Here is a 20510-nt window from a genome sequence, read left to right as displayed (position 1 = left end):
TTTCAGGACGGATCCGGTTGCAGTTGGAAGCTGCGGGAGACGTTTTTTTCTGGCGGAGCAGGCGGGATTCGAACCCGCGGAGGGCTATTAACCCTCACACGCTTTCCAGGCGTGCGACTTAAACCGCTCATCCACCGCTCCGAGCCTTCGATTGTAGCAGTGCCGCGCCACCTTTTCTGACCCGTCGGGCCGCCTCGGCGAGGGAGCCGAAAGCCCCTGCAGGAATAGCAGCAGATTTCGGATGCCCACCTGACCCGATCCTTCATCTGAATTCCGTACACTTCGCGCCTATTTGCCTGTCCGGAGCCCCGCTCATGAAATTTCGCTTCCCCATCGTCATCATCGACGAGGACTTCCGCTCCGAGAACACCTCGGGGCTCGGTATCCGCGCCCTGGCGCAAGCCTTCGAGAGCGAGGGCTTCGAGGTGCTGGGCGTCACCAGCTACGGCGACCTGAGCCAGTTCGCGCAGCAGCAGAGCCGCGCCAGCGCCTTCATCCTGTCGATCGACGACGAGGAGTTCACGGTCGGCCCGGACCTCGACCCGGCGGTGCTGAGCCTGCGCAGCTTCATCGGCGAAGTGCGGCGCAAGAACGCCGACGTGCCGATCTACATCTACGGCGAGACCAAGACTTCGCGCCACATCCCGAACGACATCCTGCGCGAGCTGCACGGCTTCATCCACATGTTCGAGGACACGCCGGAATTCGTGGCGCGCCACATCATCCGGGAAGCGAAGAGCTATCTGGAAGGCGTGCAGCCGCCGTTCTTCAAGGCGCTGATCGACTACGCCGAAGACGGCTCGTACTCGTGGCACTGCCCCGGCCACTCGGGCGGCGTCGCCTTCCTGAAGAGCCCGGTGGGCCAGATGTTCCACCAGTTCTTTGGCGAGAACATGCTGCGCGCCGACGTCTGCAACGCGGTCGAGGAACTCGGCCAGCTGCTCGACCACACCGGCCCGGTGGCGGCCAGCGAGCGCAATGCGGCGCGGATCTTCAACGCCGACCATTGCTTCTTCGTCACCAACGGCACCAGCACCAGCAACAAGATGGTGTGGCACCACACGGTGGCGCCGGATGACGTGGTGGTGGTGGACCGCAACTGCCACAAGTCGATCCTGCACGCGATCATCATGACCGGCGCGATTCCGGTCTTCATGAAGCCCACGCGCAACCACTTCGGCATCATCGGGCCGATCCCCAAGAGCGAGTTCGAGCCCGCGGCGATCAAGGCCAAGATCGCGGCCAACCCGCTGCTCTCGCACGTGGACGCCAACAAGGTGAAGCCGCGTGTGATGACGCTGACGCAGTCCACCTACGACGGCGTGATCTACAACACCGAGACCATCAAGAACATGCTCGACGGCTACGTCGACACGCTGCACTTTGACGAGGCCTGGCTGCCGCATGCGGCCTTCCATCCGTTCTACGGCGCCTACCATGCGATGGGCAAGCGCCGCGTGCGGCCGAAGGACTCGCTGGTGTTCGCCACCCAGTCGACCCACAAGCTGCTGGCCGGCATCAGCCAGGCCAGCCACGTGCTGGTGCAGGACTCGCAGAACCGGGCGCTCGACCGCGACCTGTTCAACGAGGCCTACCTGATGCACTCGTCGACCAGCCCGCAGTACGCGATCATCGCCAGCTGCGACGTCGCCGCGGCGATGATGGAGCCGCCCGGCGGCACCGCGCTGGTCGAGGAGAGCATCCTGGAGGCGCTCGACTTCCGCCGCGCGATGCGCAAGGTCGAGGCCGAATTCGGCAAGAACGAATGGTGGTTCAAGGTCTGGGGCCCCGAGAAGCTGGTCGACGAAGGCATCGGCCGGGCCGACGACTGGATCATCAAGGGCGAGTCGCGCACCGCCAAGTGGCATGGCTTCGGCAAGCTGGCCGACGGCTTCAACATGCTCGACCCGATCAAGTCGACCATCGTGACGCCGGGCCTGGATCTGAACGGCAAGTTCGCCGAGACCGGGATCCCGGCCAGCATCGTCACCAAGTTCCTGGCCGAGCACGGCGTGATCGTGGAGAAGACCGGGCTCTACAGCTTCTTCATCATGTTCACGATCGGCATCACCAAGGGCCGCTGGAACACGCTGCTGACCGCGCTGCAGCAGTTCAAGGACGACTACGCCCGCAACCAGCCGATGTGGCGGATCATGCCGGAGTTCTGCCAGGCGCATCCGAAGTACGAGCGCCTCGGGCTGCGCGACCTGTGCCATCACATCCACGAGCTCTACGCGCGCTTCGATGTCGCGCGCCTGACCACCGAGATGTACCTGAGCGACCTGACGCCGGCCATGAAGCCGAGCGATGCCTTCGCCCACATCGCGCACCGCAAGACCGAGCGGGTCGAGATCGACCACCTCGAGGGCCGCATCACGACCAGCCTGATCACGCCGTACCCGCCGGGCATCCCGCTCTTGATCCCGGGCGAGGTCTTCAACAAGAAGATCGTCGACTACCTCAAGTTCGCGCGCGAGTTCAACACCGAGTGCCCGGGCTTCGAGACCGACATCCACGGCTTGGTGGGCCGTATCGACGAGACGGGCAAGAAGCGCTACTACGCCGACTGCGTGCGGGCCGAGGCCGTGCCGGCGCCGGCCGTCAAGCCAGCAATGGTCAAGCCAGCGACCGTCAAGCCAGCCGCAAGGTCATCACGCCCGCGAGGATGACCCCCGTGCCGATCGCGCGCTGCCAGCCGAAAGGCTCGCGCAGGAACAGCGTGCCGATGACCGCGGCGAACAGCACCGAGGTTTCGCGCAGCGCTGCGACCACGGCCACTGGCGCCTGCGTCATCGCCCACAGCGCGATGCCGTAGCTGCCCAGCGAGGCCACGGTGCCGACGAGCGCGATCTTCCAGCGCCGCGCCATGTAGGCCAGGGCGGCCCGGCGCTGACCGGGGCGGCGCCACAGGACCAGCAGCAGGTAAGGCAGGCCGTCGAACACGAACAGGCCCGCCACGTAGGCCAGGGCGTCGCCCGAGGCGCGCACGCCGATGCCGTCGACCACGGTGTAGATCGCGATGATGGCCGCGTTGGCCAGCGCGAAGCCGATGGCCTTGCGCCGCCGCGCCTCGTCGCCGTCGCGCAGCGCCGAGGTCGACAGGCCCAGGGTGACGACGCCGACGCAGATCACCGCGACACCGGCCCAGGCCGCCGCCGAGATGCCTTCGCCGATGAAGGGCAGGCTGCCCATCGCGACCAGCAGCGGTGCGCAGCCGCGCATCAGGGGGTAGGTGAGGCCGAGGTCGCCGTGCTTGTAGGCGCCTGCGAGCGCGATGTAGTAGCCCAGGTGGATCGCGAGCGAGGCCGCCATGTAGGGCCAGGCGGCGCGAGCGGGCAGCCCGGTGTACAGCAGCAGCGGCACCGCGATGAAGAGCCCCAGGCTGTGGATCAGTGCGGTGTCGAGCGCCTTGTCGCCGCCCGACTTGATGAGCGCATTCCAGCCGGCATGCAGCAGCGCGCCGAACAGGACGGCGCCGACGATCGATGCGCTGAGCGTCACGTCAGCATGCAGCGCTGTGCGCGAGCGGGGTCTCGATACCGGAATTGCTCGGTGCCATTGCAGTCCTCAGGCGGAAGTTGTCTTCTTGTTGTTGCGCAAGGTGCGCGCGGCGATGGGTCACTCTGCTGCAGATTGTCTAGGATTCACAGAGGCCGTCCTTGCTCAGCCGTCGTCGCGCACGCGCAGGAAGCGCGCGAAGCGCGGCAGGCCGCTCGGGTTGGTACCGTTGTAGCGGTAGGTCACCCAGCTGCCGATGGCCGGCGGCTTCTCGCGCTCGGCGTCGCTGAAGCCGCCGCCGAGCTTGAAGCGCTTGCCGTCGGCGGTCTCGACCCACATCGCGCCCATGCGGCCGGCATGCTTGCCGCGCCCCGGCACGTAGGACAGCACGCGTGCCTCGGCATCGTCGAAGGGCTTGACCTTGAGAAGGTCGGCGTTGCGTTCGGCCCGATAGAGCGATCCGCCGCGATGCAGCATCAGGCCTTCGCCGCCCATGTGCACCGTCTTGTCGAGCAGGGTCTGCAGCGCTTCGTGGGTGCTGGCGCGCAGCTGCGGCACGGGCACGATCCAGGGCGCCTCGGTGATCGGCAGCAATTTGCGCAAGACCGCGAGCCGGGTCGTTAAGTCGCCCGGCGAGGCCGGCAGATCGAACACCATGAATCGCATCTCGCGCCAGGCGGGGTCCGCCGGCGTCTGGCTGCGCACGGTCGAGACGGCGTGCGCGAAGCGGCCGCGCCCGGCCCAGAGCTCGCCATCCATCGGGACCGCCGGCAGCGCGGCCGTGAACCAGGCCGGCGCCACGATCCGTTCGCCGCCGCGTGTCCACAGCTGCTTGCCGTCCCAGTAGGCCCGCACGCCGTCGTACTTCTCGCTGACCCAGTAGTCCGCCAGCGGCATGCCGCGGCGGTAGACCTCGGCCAGCATCAGCGGCGGTGCGGCATTGCGCGCCAGCGCCGCCGGGGCCAGAAAGGCGAGTCCCGCCAAGACGAACGCCCGTCGATCGATCTTGTTCATTGACAAGTCCTTCCTCCCCAACCCCCAACCAGGGCGACGTCGCGCCCGTCCATCCGAAGCGTGTCTAGCCTTCCGAAACGCCGCCCACCACCTGGCTGAAGCCGCCATCCACGTAAGTGATCTCGGCGGTCACGCCGCTTGCGAGGTCGCTCAGCAGGAAGGCGGCCACATTGCCGACTTCTTCGATCGTCACGTTGCGCCGCATCGGCGCGATCTTCGAGATCGCCGACAGCAGCTTGCCGAAATCCTTGATGCCGCTGGCCGCCAGCGTCTTGATCGGGCCGGCGCTGATACCGTTGACGCGCATGCCCTTGGGGCCCAGCGACTCGGCCAGGTAGCGCACCGAGGCTTCGAGCGAGGCCTTGGCCAGGCCCATGGTGTTGTAGTTGGGCAGGGCGCGGATCGCACCCAGGTAGGTCAGCGTCAACAGGGCCGACTTGTCGTTGAGGTAGGGCAGGGCCGCTTTGGCCATCGCCGGGAAGCTGTACGCGCTGATGTCGTGCGCGATCTTGAAGCCTTCGCGCGACAGCCCCTCGAGGAAGTCGCCCGCGATCGCCTCGCGCGGTGCGAAACCGATGCTGTGGACGAAGCCGTCGAACTTCGGCCAGACCTGGGCCAGGTCGGTGAACAGCTTGTCGATCTGGGCGTCGTCGCCGACGTCGCAGTCGAACACGAGCGTGGAGTCGAAGTCGGCCGCGAACTCGGTGATGCGGTCCTTGAAGCGCTCGCCCACGTAGCTGAACGCCAGCTCGGCGCCTTGCGCATGGCAGGCCTTGGCGACGCCGTAAGCAATGGAGCGGTTGCTCAGAACGCCTGTGATCAGAAGTTTTTTGCCGGAAAGAAAGCCCATGGGACGACCTCGTGTAAATCTTGGGCAGAATTCTCGCATGCGCGTTTGGCTTCTTTTCGTGTGGATGCTCTGGGCCGCCCCTTCCTGGGCGGCGCACGCCTATGCGCAGTTCGGCGACATCAAGTACCCGCCGGGGTTCACCCACTTCGACTATGTCAATCCGCAGGCGCCCAAGGGCGGAGAAATCCGCATGGTGCCGCCGACGCGGCCGACGAACTTCGACAAGTTCAATCCCTTCACGCTCAAGGGCACGACGCCGTACGGCATCGGCAACCTGATGTTCGAAAGCCTGCTGACGGGCAATTCGGAGGAGCCGACCACGGCCTACGGCCTTCTCGCCGAGGACGTCGAAGTCGCGGCGGACAAGAAATCCGCCACCTTCAGGATCCATCCGAAGGCCCGTTTCAACGACGGCAGCCCGGTGCTCGCGGCGGATGTGGTGCATTCGTTCAACACGCTCACCGGCCCGTTGGCGGCACCCCAGTTCCGGACCATCTACGCCGAAGTGAAAGGCGCCAAGGCCATCGGCGAAAGAACGGTGCGCTTCGACTTCAAGAGCCCCAATCCCGAGCTTCCGCTGATGGTCGGCGGCATGCCGGTGTTCAGCCGGGCCTGGGGCGGCGGCAAGCCCTTCGACCAGATCACCACCGACGTGCCGATCGGCTCGGGCCCGTACAAGCTCATCAACCCGCGCATGGGCCGGGACATCACCTACACGCGCGACCCGGACTACTGGGGCGCGGATCTGCCCGTGCGCAAGGGTTTCTTCAACTTCGACCGTGTCACCTACAGGATCTACCTGGACGAGACCGCCCGCTTCGAAGGCCTCAAGGCGGACGAATTCGACTTCATGCGCGAGTTCACGTCGCGCAACTGGGCGCGCCAGTACAAGGGCAAGCAGTTCGACTCCGGCGAGCTCGTGAAACGCGCCTTCGAGAACAGGAATCCCGGTGACTTCCAGGGCTACGTCTTCAATACGCGCAATCCCAAGTTCAAGGACATCCGGGTGCGCCAGGCGATCGGACTGGCGATGGATTTCGAGTGGCTCAACAAGCAGCTGTTCTACGGGCTTTACAAGCGCGTGGAAGGCTATTTCCCGAACAGCGAGTTCCACGCCGAAGGACTGCCTACGCCTGAAGAGCTGGCGCTGCTCGAACCGTTGCGCGACAAGCTGCGGCCGGAGGTCTTCGGCCCCGCCGCGATCTCGCCGAGCACCGCGCCGCCGGGCAGCCTGCGCGAGAACCTGCGCCGCGCGCGCGCCTTGCTGGCCGAGGCCGGCTGGACCTACCGGGATGGCGCCTTGCGCAACGCCAAGGACGAGGTCTTCACGATCGAGTTCCTCAACGACCAGCCTTCGCTGATCCGCGTCGCGACGCCCTTCCAGACGGCGCTGCGAAAGCTCGGGATCCAGATGACCTTTCGCACCGTGGACTTCTCGCTGGCCCAGCAACGCATGGACAACTTCGACTTCGAGATGACGTCGGTGCGGCTGCCGGGCAGCACGTCGCCGGGCGGCGAACTGCTCGAGTTGTTCGGTTCGCAGGCGGCCGCCACCGACGGCTCGCGAAACATCTGGGGCATCGCCGACCCGGCCGTCGATGCGCTGCTGCAGAAGGTGGTGACGGCGACGACACGCCCCGAACTCAGCGCCGCGATGCGGGCGCTGGACCGCGTGCTCTCGCATGGCCACTACTCGGTGCCGCAGTACTACGGCGGTGCATTCCTGATCGGCTACCATCCGCGGCCCTTCGTGCTGCCGCCGGTGATCCCGCCTTACTACGAGGCCGACAGCTGGGCCGTGAGCACCTGGTGGGCATCGCCCGCCAACAAGTAGGAGCGTCATGGTCAGCTACATCCTCAAACGCCTGCTGTTGATGGTGCCGACACTGTTCGGTGTGCTGCTGCTGACCTTCCTCGTGATCCAGTTCGTGCCGGGCGGGCCGGTCGAGCAGATGGTGTCCCAGTTGCAGGGGCGCGATTCCGGCGGCGAGCGCGCGGCCACGAGCGGCGCAGGCTACCGCGGGCGCCAGGGGCTGGATCCGCAGCGCATCGAGGAGATCAAGCAGCTCTACGGCTTCGACAAGCCGCCGCTCGAACGTTTCTGGCAGATGCTGAAGTCCTACGCGCGCTTCGACCTGGGAACGAGCTTCTACCAGCGCAAGGCCGTCTGGGAACTGGTCAAGGAAAAGATGCCGGTGTCGATCAGCCTGGGGCTGTGGACCTTCTTCATCAGCTACCTGATCGCCGTGCCCCTGGGCGTCGCGAAGGCGGTACGGGCGGGCACGCGCTTCGACTTCCTGACCACGCTGGTGGTGCTGGTCGGCTATGCCATCCCCGGCTTCGTGCTGGGCGTCGCGCTGCTCGTGGTCTTCGGCGGCCAGTTGCAGTGGTTTCCGCTGCGCGGCTTGACGTCCCCGGGCTGGCAGGCCATGGGGTGGGGCGCGCGGATCGTCGACTACCTGTGGCACATCGCGCTGCCGGTGACGGCGATGGTGCTCGGCAGTTTCGCCGTCACGGCCATGCTGACCAAGAACTCCTTCCTCGAGGAGATCCGAAAGCAATACGTGCTGACGGCGCGCGCCAAGGGGCTGACCGAGCGCGAGGTGCTGTGGAAGCATGTGTTCCGCAATGCGCTGATCCCGATCGTCACCGGCTTTCCGGCGGCATTCATCGGTGCCTTCTTCACCGGCTCCCTGTTGATCGAGACGCTGTTCTCGCTCGACGGCCTGGGCCTGCTGAGCTACGAGAGCGTGATCCGGCGCGACTATCCGGTGGTGCTGGGCACGCTCTACCTGTTCACGCTGATCGGGCTGGTGACCAAGCTGATCAGCGACCTTTGCTATGTACTGGTGGACCCGAGGGTGAAGTTTGACTAGCGGCGGCGTCACCGTGTCGCCCGGCCGCCGCGCCTGGCTGCGCTTCAAGCGCAACCGGCTCGGCTACTGGAGCCTGGTCCTCTTCTCGCTGCTCGTGGTGCTGAGCCTCTTCGCCGAACTGCTCTCCACCGACAAGCCGCTGGTGGTGCGCTACGAGGGCCAGACCTACTTTCCGGTGGCGCGCGACTACTCGGAGAAGACCTTCGGCGGCGATTTCGAGACGCCGGCCGACTACCTGGATCCTTTCATCCGCGAGCGCATCACCTCGGGCGGCAACTGGGCTCTCTTTGCGCCCAACCCCTACGGCCCGAAGACCCTCAACTACTTCGCGAAGTCCCCGAATCCCGCGGCGCCTTCCGCCGAGAACTTCTTCGGCAGCGACGATCGCGGCCGCGACCTGCTGGCGCAGCTGATCTACGGCTTCCGCGTGAGCGTCCTGTTCGCGCTGGCGCTGACCTTCATCGGCGTGGTGCTGGGGGTCGTGACGGGCGCCGTCCAGGGCTTCTTCGCCGGCAAGACCGACCTCGCGTTCCAGCGCTTCATCGAGATCTGGAGCTCGATGCCCGAGCTCTACCTGCTGATCATCTTCAGCGCGGTCTTCGCGCCCAGCGTGTCGCTGCTGCTCATCCTGCTGAGCCTGTTCGGCTGGATGGGGCTGTCGGATTACGTGCGCGCCGAGTTCCTGCGCAACCGCCAGATGGACTACGTGCGGGCAGCGCGCGCACTCGGCGTCGGCAACCTGCAGATCATGTGGCGCCACATCCTGCCCAACAGCATGACGCCGGTCGTGACCTTCCTGCCGTTCCGCATGAGCGCGGCGATCCTGGCGCTGACCTCGCTCGACTTCCTGGGCCTCGGCGTGCCGCCGGGGACGCCTTCGCTGGGCGAGCTGCTGAGCCAGGGCAAGGCCAACATCGACGCCTGGTGGATCTCGCTGTCCACCTTCGCGGTGCTGGTGGTCACGCTGATGCTGCTGACCTTCATGGGCGACGCGCTGCGCGATGCGCTCGATCCGCGGAAGGCCGAGCAATGAGCGCCGCGCCGGGCCGCCCCAAGCAAATGAGCGCTGAACTGTTGAACGTCCAAAGCCTGCGCGTCGCCTTCGGCGACAAGGAGGTGGTGCACGGCATCGACTTCTCGATCCGCGAGGGCGAGAAGCTGGCGCTGGTCGGCGAGTCGGGCTCGGGCAAGACCGTGACCGCGCTGAGCCTGCTGCGGCTGGTGCAGAACGCCGACATCTCGGGCGGCGCGGCCTTCGCCGGCGGGGAGGGCGGTGGCGCGCGGGACCTGCTCGCGATGCCCGAGCGACAGCTCAGGGGCATCCGCGGCAAGGAGATCGCGATGATCTTCCAGGAGCCGATGACCGCGCTCAATGCGCTCTACACGGTCGGCGACCAGATCGCCGAAGTCCTCCAGCTGCACCAGGCGCTGCCGGCGCGTGCGGCCCAGGAGGCCGCGGTGCAGCTGCTGGCCGACACCGGCATCCCGGAGCCGGCGCGGCGGGCCCGCTCCTTTCCGCACCAGCTCTCCGGCGGCCAGCGCCAGCGCGCGATGATCGCGATGGCGCTGGCCTGCAAGCCGCGGCTGCTGCTGGCCGACGAGCCGACCACCGCGCTCGACGTCACGGTGCGGGCCCAGATTCTCGAACTGCTCGCCGAGCTGCAGCGCAAGCACGGCATGGCGGTGCTGCTGATCACGCACGACCTGAACCTGGTGCGCCGCTTCGCCGACCGCGTGGCCGTCATGGAGAACGGCCACATCGTCGAGCATGGCGCGGTCGGGGCCGTGTTCGATGCGCCGCAGCATCCGTACACGCGCAAGCTGATCGACAGCCGGCCGACCCGTGACGTGGCCGCCTTCGCGGTCGATCCGAACGCGCCGGCGGTGCTCGTGGCCAGGGCCCTGCGCGTGATCTATCCGGTGCCACGGCCCGGCATCGGCGGCTGGTTCCGCCACGGCGAATTCGTGGCGGTGCAGGGCGCCGATTTCAGCATCGCGCCGGGCCAGACCCTGGGCGTGGTCGGCGAGTCCGGCTCGGGCAAGTCGACCCTGGCGTTGGCCGCGCTCGGCCTACTGAAGCACCAGGGCGAGCTCGACGTCGCGGGCCGGCAGTGGGACGGCGGCGCTGCCAGCGACCGGTCGCTCCGGCGGCTGATGCAGGTGGTGTTCCAGGACCCGTTCTCGTCGCTGTCGCCGCGCATGACGGTCGAGCAGATCGTCGGCGAGGGGCTGACCGTCCATGCGCCCGAACTCGACACCGGCGCCCGCCGCAGCCGCGCCCTCGACGCGCTGGCCGACGTCGGCCTGACCGAAGCCCAGTTCCCGGCCCTGCTCGATCGCTATCCGCACGAGTTCTCCGGCGGCCAGCGGCAGCGGCTGGCGATCGCCCGGGCGCTGGTGGTCGACCCGAAGCTGCTGGTGCTCGACGAACCCACCAGCGCGCTCGACGTCACGATCCAGAAGCAGGTGCTGGGCCTGCTGCAGCGCCTGCAGCGCGAACGCGGCCTGAGCTACCTGCTGATCACCCACGACGTGGAAGTGATCCGCGCGATGGCGCACCAGGTCATCGTCATGAAGGATGGCGCGATCCTCGAGTCGGGGCCGGCCCTGCGGGTGCTCGACGCGCCCGAGCACCCCTACACGCAAAAGCTGGTCGCGGCAGCCCTGGCCGATTAGAAATACTCAAAGGAATGGAATGTCGCTGATCGGATACGACAGGCGCGGCGCCTGGCGCGCGGCCCTGGCCTGCATGGTGACGCTGGCGGTCGCCATGGGCCTGGGGCGCTTCGCCTTCACGCCGATGCTGCCGATCATGCTGCACGAGGGAAAGCTGGACCTGCAGGGCGGCGGCGTGCTGGCCTCGCTCAATTACCTCGGCTATTTTCTCGGCGCCGTGAGTTGCGCGGCGATCCGGATCCAGCCGGCTGCGATGGTGCGCGGCGGCCTGGTCGCCACAGCGGCCTTGTTGCTCGGGATGGGCCTGCTGCACGGTTTCACCGTCTGGGGCGTGCTGCGCACGGCCGCTGGCGTGATGAGCGCCTGGACCTTCGTCTTCGCCTCCGGCTGGGGCCTGCGGCGGCTGGCCGAGACCGGGGCGCCGGCGCTCGCCGGCGTGATCTATTCCGGGCCCGGCATCGGCATCGCGGTCACCGGGCTGCTGGGCGGCGCCATCGGGCGCTGGGGGGCGGACGCGGGCTGGATCGGCTTCGGCCTGCTGTCGCTGGCCCTGATCGCGCTCATCTGGCACATCTTCGGCGACGGCCACCCGGACACCGCGGGCGCCCAGCCCGGCCCGGCAGCGGCGCCGACGGCGGCCGAATCCGCTGCGGCGCGCAGCGATGCCCGCTGGCTGGTCGGGCTCTACGGGCTGGCGGGCTTCGGTTACATCATCACGGCCACCTTCCTGCCGGTGATCGCGCGGCAGGCCCTGCCGGGCTCGCCCTGGCCGGATTTGTTCTGGCCGCTGCTCGGCCTGGCGGTCGTTCCGGGGGCGCTGATCGGCGCCCGGGCGCCGATGAAGTGGGACAACCGGCTCCTGCTCGCCATCGCCTACGGCTTGCAGGCGCTGGGCGTGGTGCTGTCGGTGGCCTGGCCGACGATCGTCGGCTTCGCGCTCGGGAGCCTGTTGCTGGGCATGCCTTTCACTGCCATCACCCTGTTCGCGATGCGGGAAGCGCGGCGGCTGCGCGGCAACGCCGCGGCCGGACTGATCGGCTATGCCACCGCATCCTATGGGGTCGGCCAGATCCTCGGCCCGCTGTTCGCGGCGCCCCTGGCGCAGCGCACCGGCTCGTTCGCGATGCCGTTGCTGGTCGCGGCGGCGGCGCTGGCGCTCGGCGCGCTGCTTTTCAGCCATGTCTGGTGGCGTTCCAGGCCTGCCAAAGTGCTTCCAGGTGCGTAAAAACCCCTGATTCGTAACGCATTTGGCATATAATTCGAGGCTCACGACCAAACGGGCGAGTACCAACCGCCCGTTTTTTTATGGGTCGACGCATTTTCGATGCCGAGATCGGCGGCGGCATCGGGCACGGCAAACAGTTTTCAAAGGCATATACAAACACGTGGCATTGCAGCAGACAGTGGAACAAACCGTGGCCGGACTCGGCTACGACCTGGTCGAGATCGAGCGCTCGGCCGGGGGATTGCTGCGCGTCACGATTGATTTGCCCTGGCAAGGCCCCAACTTGGATGCAGCGGGTGCGCCGGAGCCTTTCGTCACTGTCGAGGATTGCGAGAAGGTCACGCGTCAGCTGCAGTTCGCGCTCGAGGTCGACGGCGCCGACTACAAGCGGCTCGAGGTGTCATCGCCGGGTATCGACCGCCCGTTGCGTCACGAGAAGGATTTCGAGCGTTTTGCCGGCGAGGTGATCGACATCACGCTGAAGGCGCCGATGGGCGCGGCGGCGAATGGCCAGGTGGCGGCCAACCGCAAGAAATTTCGCGGCACGCTGGAGCGCGTTGTCGCAGCCGACGGCTCGCAGGGCTGGCAGATCGTCTGGAGCGACGAGCCCGCGGCGAAGCCCGGTCAGAAGATCAGCAAGAAGCGCGTGCCTGCCCCCCTGCAGGCACTGGGTTTTGCGTTGGACGAGTTGCGCGAAGCGCGGCTCGCCCCGATAGTGGATTTCAATGGGCGCAGGCCAAAACCCGGCACCGTGGTGTCGGACTGAACGAGGAGAGTGGTGGCATGAATCGCGAAATGTTGATGTTGGTGGATGCGATCTCGCGCGAGAAGAACGTCGAACGTGACGTTGTCTTCGGCGCGGTCGAATCCGCCCTGGCGCAAGCCACCAAGAAGCTCTATCAGGGCGACGTGGACATTCGCGTCGCCGTCGACCGCGACAGCGGCGACTACGAGACCTTCCGCCGCTGGCACGTGGTTCCCGACGAGGCCGGCCTGCAGCTGCCCGACCAGGAAATCCTGCTGTTCGAAGCCAAGGAAGAGATGCCCGACATCGAGGTCGACGAGTACATCGAGGAATCGGTGGATTCGGTGCCGATCGGCCGTATCGGCGCCATGGCCGCCAAGCAGGTGATCCTGCAGAAGATCCGCGACGCCGAGCGCGAGATGCTGCTCAACGACTTCATGTCGCGCGGCGAGAAGATCTTCACCGGCACCGTCAAGCGCCTGGACAAGGGCGACATCATCGTTGAAGCGGGCCGGGTCGAAGGCCGCCTGCGCCGCAGCGAGATGATCGCCAAGGAAAACCTGCGCAACGGCGACCGCGTGCGGGCCATGATCATGGAGGTCGACCTGACGCTGCGCGGCGCGCCGATCATCCTGTCGCGCTCGGCCCCCGAGTTCATGATCGAGCTGTTCCGCCAGGAAGTGCCCGAGATCGAGCAGGGCCTGCTCGAGATCAAGAGCTGCGCCCGCGACCCCGGTTCGCGCGCCAAGATCGCCGTGCTCTCGCATGACAAGCGGGTCGATCCGATCGGCACCTGCGTCGGCGTGCGCGGCACCCGGGTCAACGCGGTCACCAACGAGCTCGCCGGCGAGCGCGTGGACATCGTGCTGTGGAGCGAGGATCCGGCCCAGTTCGTGATCGGCGCCCTGGCGCCGGCCAATGTCTCGTCGATCGTGGTCGACGAGGAAAAGCATGCGATGGACGTGGTGGTCGACGAGGAAAACCTCGCGATCGCGATCGGCCGTGGCGGTCAGAACGTGAGGCTCGCCTCCGACCTGACCGGCTGGAAGATCAACATCATGGACGCCAACGAGTCGGCCCAGAAGCAGGCGACCGAGACCGATGCCAGCCGCAAGCTGTTCATGGAGAAGCTCGACGTCGACGAGGAAATCGCCGACATCCTGATCTCCGAAGGCTTCACCAGCCTCGAGGAAGTGGCTTATGTGCCGATCTCCGAGCTGCTCGAGATCGAGAGCTTCGACGAAGACACGATCAACGAACTGCGGTCGCGCGCCAAGGATGCGCTGCTGACCATGGAAATCGCCCGGGAAGAAAACGTCGAGAGCGTCTCGCAGGATCTGCGCGACCTCGCCGGACTCGATCCGGCCCTCATTCCCAAATTGGCCGAGGCGGGTGTCCACACCCGTGACGACCTGGCCGACCTTGCGGTCGATGAACTCACCGAAATCACCGGCCAAACCGCCGATGAGGCCAAGAACCTGATCTTGAAAGCCCGCGAACACTGGTTCGCTGGCCAAGAGTGACGGTCATGGAGGCACGAAACCAATATGTCCAGTACCACTGTCGCCGAGTTCGCGAACGAACTCAAGAAGACTCCCGAAACCTTGCTTGACCAGCTCAAGAGCGCAGGCGTGCCCAAGCAGGCCGCCACCGATGCGCTCAGCGAGGCCGACAAGCAGCGCTTGCTGGGCTTCCTGAAGGCCAGCCACGGCACCGTCGAGCCGGAGCGCAAGAAGATCACGCTGACCAAGAAATCGACCAGCGAGATCAAGCAGGCCGACGCCACCGGCCGCGCCCGCACGATCCAGGTCGAGGTGCGCAAGAAGCGCACCTTCATCCAGCGCGACGAAGGCCACCCGGCGGTGTCCGAGGCGACTGCGGCCGCTGAAGCCGAAGCGCCCGCCGCTGCGCCCGCAGCGCCCCAGATCGACGAAGCCGAACTCGCCCGTCGCGAGGAAGACGCTCGTCGCCAGGCCGAACTGATCCGTCGCCAGGAAGAAGAACTGGCCGAGAAGCGTCGCCTGCGCGAAGAAACCGAAGCCCGCGAACGCGAGAAGGTCGAACGCGCCGAGCAGGCCGAGCAGGAGGCCAAGGCCGCCAGCAAGAAGGCCGCCGAGGCCGCTGCCGCCGCCACGGTGACCGAAGGCGCGCCCGAAGCGCCCGAGGAAGCGCCGGCCGTGACCGACCGCAAGGCCGCCGCCGAAGCCGCCGCGACGCAAGCCAAGGACGACGCCAAGGCCAAGGCCGCCGCCGAATCGAAGGCCCGCGCCGACGAGGAAGCCGCCCGCGCCAAGGACCTCGACGAACGCCGCCGCAAGGCGCTGGCCGAAGCCGAAGCCATTCGCGCCATGATGAATGCACCGGCGCGCGTGCTGGTGCCGCACAAGGCGCCCGAGAAGCCCGCGCCCGAGAAGGCCGCGGTCAAGGGCACGCTGCACAAGCCGACCGCGCCGCCGGCCCGCCCCGGTGCGCCCGCTGCGCCCGGTGCTGCCGCTGCGCCCGGCGCCGGCAAGGAAGTCAAGTCGGCCAAGCTCTCGTCGAGCTGGGCTGGCGACACGGCCAAGAAGAAGGAAATCAAGACCCGCGGCGATGCCAGCGGCGGCGTCGGTCGCGGCAATTGGCGCGGAGGCCCGCGCGGCCGCCGCGGCAACGACCGCGGAGGCCAGGAAGAGCGCATGCCGGCCGCACCGGTCGAGGCACGCGTGCTCGAAGTGCACGTGCCCGAGACCATCACGGTGTCGGAGCTCGCGCACAAGATGGCGGTCAAGGCGTCGGAAGTCATCAAGCAACTGATGAAGCTCGGCCAGATGGCGACCATCAACCAGTCGCTGGACCAGGACACCGCGATGATCATCGTGGAAGACATGGGCCACACGGCCGTGGTCGCCGCGCTGGACGATCCGGAAGCCTTCACCGACGAGGACGTCTCGGCCACGCAGGCAGAAGCCCTGCCGCGCGCACCGGTCGTGACCGTCATGGGTCACGTCGACCACGGCAAGACCTCGCTGCTGGACTACATCCGCCGCGCCAAGGTGGCCGCGGGCGAAGCCGGCGGCATCACGCAGCACATCGGGGCGTACCACGTCCAGACCGAGCGCGGCATGGTGTCCTTCCTCGACACCCCGGGCCACGAGGCGTTCACCGCCATGCGTGCCCGCGGTGCCCAGGCGACCGACATCGTGATCCTGGTGGTGGCCGCCGACGACGGCGTCATGCCGCAGACCAAGGAAGCCATCAAGCACGCGAAGGCGGCGGGTGTGCCGATCGTGGTCGCGATCAACAAGGTCGACAAGCCCGATGCCAACCTCGACCGTGTCAAGCAGGAACTGGTGGCCGAAGAAGTCGTGCCTGAAGAGTACGGCGGCGACGTGCCGTTCGTGCCGGTCTCCGCGAAGACGGGGCAGGGCGTGGACGATCTGCTCGAACAAGTGCTGCTGCAGGCCGAAGTGCTGGAACTCAAGGCGCCGGTCGATGCCGCCGCCAAGGGCCTGGTCATCGAAGCCCAGCTCGACAAGGGCCGCGGCCCGGTGGCGACCGTGCTGGTCCAGTCCGGCACGCTCAAGACCGGCGACGTGGTGCTGGCCGGCTCGACCTATGGCCGCGTGCGCGCCATGCTCGACGAAGACGGCAAGACCATCAAGACCGCGGGTCCTTCGATCCCGGTCGAGATCCAGGGCCTGACCGAAGTGCCGCAAGCCGGCGACGAGTTCATGGTGATGGCCGACGAGCGCCGTGCGCGCGAGATCGCCACCTACCGGGCCGGCAAGTTCCGCAACACCAAGCTGGCGAAGGCCCAGGCCGCCAACCTGCAGAACATGTTCACCGACCTGTCGGCGGGCGAAGTGCAGACGCTGCGGATCATCATCAAGGCCGACGTCCAGGGTTCGCAAGAGGCGCTGGCCCAGTCGCTGCTCAAGCTGGCGACCGAAGAGGTCAAGGTGCAGATGGTGTACGCCGGCGTCGGCGGCATCAGCGAGAGCGACATCAACCTCGCCATCGCATCGAAGGCCATCGTGATCGGCTTCAACGTGCGGGCCGATGCCGGTGCGCGCAAGCTGGCCGAGAGCAACGGCGTGCAACTGCACTACTACAGCATCATTTACGACGCCGTGGACGACATCAAGGTCGCAATGTCCGGCATGCTGGCTCCCGAGCGGCGCGAAGAGATCATCGGCTCGGCCGAGATCCGCACCGTGTTCGTGGCCTCCAAGATCGGTACGGTCGCGGGTTGTATGGTCACCTCGGGCCTGGTCAACCGCAGCGCGCATTTCCGCCTGCTGCGCGACAACGTGGTGATCTACACCGGCGAAGTCGACTCGATCAAGCGGCTCAAGGACGACGTGCGCGAAGTGCGCGAAGGCTTCGAGTGCGGTATCAAGCTCAAGAACTACAACGACATCAAGGAAGGTGATCACCTGGAGTTCTTCGAGATCAAGGAAATCGCCCGGACGCTGTAAGCGAACGAAGCGACGCCGACCATGCCCAAGAGAAAAGCCGCAGCCCCGAACCGCGCCTTCAAGGTGGCCGACCAGATCCAGCGCGATCTGACGGAATTGATCGCGCGCGAACTCAAGGACCCGCGGGTGGGCATGGTCACGATCCAGGCGGTCGAGGTCACGCCCGACTATGCGCACGCGAAGATCTTCTTCAGCCTGCTCGTGGGCGATCCGGTCCAGACCACCGAAGCCTTGAACCAGGCCGCGGGCTTCCTGCGCAACGGCCTGTTCAAGCGCCTGCACATCCATACGGTGCCGACGCTGCATTTCCAGTTCGACCGCACGACCGAACGTGCGGCCGACATGAATGCGCTGATCGCGCAGGCCGTCGCTTCACGTTCCAAAGACGACTGAAGATGAACGCGCCACGCACACGGGTGCAGCGGCGCCCTGTGCATGGGGTGTTGCTGCTCGACAAACCGCTGGGTCTCTCCAGCAATCAGGCCTTGCAGAAGGCCAAGTGGTTGCTGCGCGCCGAAAAAGCGGGCCATACGGGCACGCTCGATCCGCTCGCGACCGGCGTTCTGCCGCTGTGCTTCGGCGCCGCCACCAAGTTCAGCCAGTTGCATCTCGACGCCGACAAGACCTATGAGGCCAGCGCCCGCCTGGGGGTGAAGACCGCCACCGGCGATGCGGAGGGCGACATCATTGCCGAGCGGCCGGTCGCCGTGGGCGCGGAGGACCTGGCGCGCGTGCAGGCGCAGTTCACCGGCCCGATCCGCCAGGTGCCGCCGATGCACAGCGCGCTCAAGAAGGATGGCCGCGCGCTGTACGAATACGCGCGCGAAGGCATCGAGGTCGAGCGGGCACCGCGCGACGTCGTGGTCTACCAGCTCGTGCTCGCATCGACCTCCGACACCGACATCCGCATCCAGGCGACCGTCAGCAAGGGCACCTACATTCGCACCCTCGGCGAGGACATCGGCGAGGCGCTGGGCTGCGGCGCCCACCTGACCGCGCTGCGCCGCACCGCCACCGGCGGCTTCGACGCCTCGCAATGCGTGACGCTCGAAGCGCTCGAAGCCATGGCCGAGGACGAGCGGCTGGCCTGCCTGCTGCCGACCGAAGCCCTGGTGGCCGATCACACGCGCGTCACGCTCGGCGCCGAAGATACCGGGCGCTTCCTGTCCGGCCTGCGCCGTCGCGGCGACTGGGCCGATGCGCCCGCCGTGGCCGTGTTCGGCAACCAGCCCGAGGCTTTCCTGGGCACGGCCCACGTGAAGGCCGGCGAACTGATCCCGGGGCGGCTGCTGAGCCCCATCGAAATCCAGCAGACATTACTTTTGACCGAAGCGACACCATGACCCAACAGATTCGCAATATCGCCATCATCGCCCACGTGGACCATGGCAAGACCACCATGGTCGACCAACTGCTGCGCCAGTCCGGCACCTTCGCCGAACACGAGAAAGTGGTCGACACCGTGATGGACAACAACGCGATCGAAAAAGAGCGCGGCATCACGATCCTGGCCAAGAACTGCGCCGTGACCTGGGAAGGCACGCACATCAACATCGTCGACACCCCCGGCCACGCCGACTTCGGCGGCGAAGTGGAGCGTGCGCTCAGCATGGTGGACGGCGTGGTGCTGCTGATCGACGCCCAAGAAGGCCCGATGCCCCAGACCCGTTTCGTGACCAAGAAGGCCCTGGCCCTCGGTCTCAAGCCGATCCTGGTGGTGAACAAGGTCGACAAGCCCGGCGCGCGCCCCGACCATGTGGTCAACGCCGCCTTCGACCTGTTCGACAAGCTCGGCGCCACGGATGAACAGCTGGATTTTCCCGTGGTCTACGCTTCGGGCATCAATGGCTGGTCGTCGATGGAAGAGGGTGCCCAGGGTGAGCAGTGGGGTCCCGACATGTCGGCCCTGTTCAACACCATCCTGAAGCACGTGCCGGCGCAGAAGGGCGACCCGAAGGCGCCGCTGCAGCTGCAGATCTCCGCGCTCGACTTCTCGACCTTCGTCGGCCGCATCGGCGTCGGCCGCATCAGCCAGGGCACCATCAAGCCCATGATGGACGTGGTGGTGATGGAAGGTCCGGACGGCAAGACCGTCAAGGGCCGCGTCAACCAGGTGCTGACCTTCCAGGGCCTGGAGCGTGTGCAGGCCACCGAGGCCGGCCCGGGCGAGATCGTGCTGATCAACGGCATCTCCGACATCGGCATCGGCGTCACCGTGACCGACCCGTCGAACCCGGCACCGCTGCCGATGCTCAAGGTCGACGAGCCGACCCTGACCATGAACTTCTGCGTCAACACCAGCCCGCTGGCCGGCCGCGAAGGCAAGTACGTCACCAGCCGCCAGATCTGGGACCGCCTGCAAAAGGAACTGCAGCACAACGTGGCGTTGCGCGTGAGCGAGACCGACGAGGAAGGCATCTTCGAGGTCATGGGCCGCGGTGAACTGCACCTGACCATCCTGCTGGAGAACATGCGCCGCGAAGGCTTCGAGATGGCCGTGTCCAAGCCGCGCGTGGTGTTCCGCGAGATCAACGGCGAGAAGCACGAGCCGATCGAGCTGGTCACGGCCGACATCGAGGATCAGCACCAGGGCGGCGTGATGCAGGCGCTGGGCGAACGCAAGGGCGAACTGGTCAACATGGAACCGGACGGCCGCGGCCGCGTGCGCCTCGAGTACCGCATTCCGGCGCGGGGCCTGATCGGCTTCACCAACGAATTCCTGAACCTGACGCGCGGCTCGGGCCTGATCTCCAACATCTTCGACAAGTACGAACCGTTCAAGGGCGAGATCGGCAGCCGCAAGAACGGCGTGCTGATCTCGATGGACGACGGCGAGATCTTCACCTACGCGCTGGGCAAGCTCGATGACCGCGGCCGCATGTTCGTGCGCGCCAACGATCCGGTGTACGAAGGCATGATCGTCGGCATCCACAGCCGCGACAACGACCTCGTGGTCAATGCCACCCGCACCAAGCAGCTGACCAACTTCCGGGTCTCGGGCAAGGAAGATGCGATCAAGATCACGCCGCCGATCGAACTCACGCTCGAATACGGCGTCGAGTTCATCGAAGACGACGAACTGGTCGAGATCACGCCCAAGAGCGTGCGCCTGCGCAAGCGCTACCTGAAGGAACACGAGCGCAAGCGCGCTTCGCGCGACTGAGTTCGA

At 66.7% G+C, this 20510-nt stretch carries 15 protein-coding genes and 1 tRNA gene; 12 read left to right on the top strand and 4 right to left on the bottom strand.

Features of this window, described 5'->3' with window-relative positions; all coding sequences use genetic code 11:
• Positions 1–50 precede the first annotated feature (50 nt).
• Positions 51–141: transfer RNA gene (locus tag AC1DYK_RS05550), tRNA-Ser, on the bottom strand.
• Positions 142–314: 173 nt separating this feature from the next.
• Between AC1DYK_RS05550 and AC1DYK_RS05545 the strand changes: the two genes are divergently transcribed.
• On the top strand, positions 315–2669 hold the full coding sequence (locus tag AC1DYK_RS05545) for an Orn/Lys/Arg family decarboxylase (RefSeq protein ID WP_478165348.1): 2355 nt from the start codon (positions 315–317) through the stop codon (positions 2667–2669).
• On the opposite strand, the gene AC1DYK_RS05540 is transcribed toward AC1DYK_RS05545, so the two are convergent.
• From AC1DYK_RS05540 to fabI, 3 genes are all read right to left on the bottom strand, one after another.
• Positions 2632–3501, bottom strand: a complete 870-nt coding sequence (locus AC1DYK_RS05540) for an EamA family transporter (RefSeq protein WP_478165347.1) — start codon at positions 3499–3501, stop codon at positions 2632–2634. The genes AC1DYK_RS05545 and AC1DYK_RS05540 overlap by 38 nt on opposite strands.
• Before the next feature lie 162 nt (positions 3502–3663).
• A complete protein-coding gene (locus AC1DYK_RS05535) occupies positions 3664–4512 on the bottom strand; it encodes a DNA ligase (RefSeq protein WP_478165346.1) in 849 nt (282 codons plus the stop codon).
• Between the two features lie 64 nt (positions 4513–4576).
• Positions 4577–5362 (bottom strand): enoyl-ACP reductase FabI, encoded by a 786-nt coding sequence (gene fabI, locus AC1DYK_RS05530; RefSeq protein ID WP_478088697.1) that lies wholly within the window; start codon positions 5360–5362, stop codon positions 4577–4579.
• Positions 5363–5399: 37 nt separating this feature from the next.
• Between fabI and AC1DYK_RS05525 the strand changes: the two genes are divergently transcribed.
• From AC1DYK_RS05525 to typA, 11 genes are all read left to right on the top strand, one after another.
• Positions 5400–7196, top strand: a complete 1797-nt coding sequence (locus tag AC1DYK_RS05525) for an extracellular solute-binding protein (protein ID WP_478165345.1) — start codon at positions 5400–5402, stop codon at positions 7194–7196.
• Positions 7197–7203: 7 nt separating this feature from the next.
• The gene (locus tag AC1DYK_RS05520) at positions 7204–8238 is read left to right on the top strand and encodes a microcin C ABC transporter permease YejB (RefSeq protein WP_478155912.1); all 1035 of its coding nucleotides are present in this window, start codon (positions 7204–7206) and stop codon (positions 8236–8238) included.
• A complete protein-coding gene (locus tag AC1DYK_RS05515; protein ID WP_478165344.1) occupies positions 8231–9271 on the top strand; it encodes an ABC transporter permease in 1041 nt (346 codons plus the stop codon). Before AC1DYK_RS05520 ends, AC1DYK_RS05515 begins: the two co-directional genes overlap by 8 nt.
• 26 nt (positions 9272–9297) lie before the next feature.
• The gene (locus AC1DYK_RS05510; RefSeq protein WP_478165343.1) at positions 9298–10914 is read left to right on the top strand and encodes an ABC transporter ATP-binding protein; all 1617 of its coding nucleotides are present in this window, start codon (positions 9298–9300) and stop codon (positions 10912–10914) included.
• A 19-nt stretch (positions 10915–10933) separates the two neighbouring features.
• Positions 10934–12139, top strand: coding sequence for a YbfB/YjiJ family MFS transporter (locus tag AC1DYK_RS05505; RefSeq protein WP_478165342.1), 1206 nt, complete (start codon positions 10934–10936; stop codon positions 12137–12139).
• A 160-nt stretch (positions 12140–12299) separates the two neighbouring features.
• A complete protein-coding gene (gene rimP, locus AC1DYK_RS05500) occupies positions 12300–12905 on the top strand; it encodes a ribosome maturation factor RimP (RefSeq protein WP_478088684.1) in 606 nt (201 codons plus the stop codon).
• Positions 12906–12922: 17 nt separating this feature from the next.
• Entirely contained in the window at positions 12923–14407 is a 1485-nt protein-coding gene (nusA, locus tag AC1DYK_RS05495; protein WP_478088682.1) for a transcription termination factor NusA, read from the top strand.
• Between the two features lie 24 nt (positions 14408–14431).
• Positions 14432–17341 carry a translation initiation factor IF-2 gene (infB, locus tag AC1DYK_RS05490; RefSeq protein WP_478165341.1) on the top strand — a complete coding sequence of 970 codons (2910 nt, stop codon included), beginning with the start codon at positions 14432–14434 and terminating at the stop codon, positions 17339–17341.
• A gap of 21 nt (positions 17342–17362) precedes the next feature.
• Positions 17363–17734 carry a 30S ribosome-binding factor RbfA gene (gene rbfA / locus AC1DYK_RS05485; protein WP_478165340.1) on the top strand — a complete coding sequence of 124 codons (372 nt, stop codon included), beginning with the start codon at positions 17363–17365 and terminating at the stop codon, positions 17732–17734.
• Between the two features lie 2 nt (positions 17735–17736).
• Positions 17737–18684, top strand: coding sequence for a tRNA pseudouridine(55) synthase TruB (gene truB / locus AC1DYK_RS05480; protein ID WP_478165339.1), 948 nt, complete (start codon positions 17737–17739; stop codon positions 18682–18684).
• Positions 18681–20504 carry a translational GTPase TypA gene (typA, locus tag AC1DYK_RS05475; protein ID WP_478155902.1) on the top strand — a complete coding sequence of 608 codons (1824 nt, stop codon included), beginning with the start codon at positions 18681–18683 and terminating at the stop codon, positions 20502–20504. The genes truB and typA overlap by 4 nt, the downstream gene beginning before the upstream one ends.
• Positions 20505–20510 lie beyond the last annotated feature (6 nt).

The organism is Variovorax sp. P2_H12, assembly GCF_056403395.1.
This window is presented reverse-complemented; position numbering and strand designations above follow the sequence as displayed.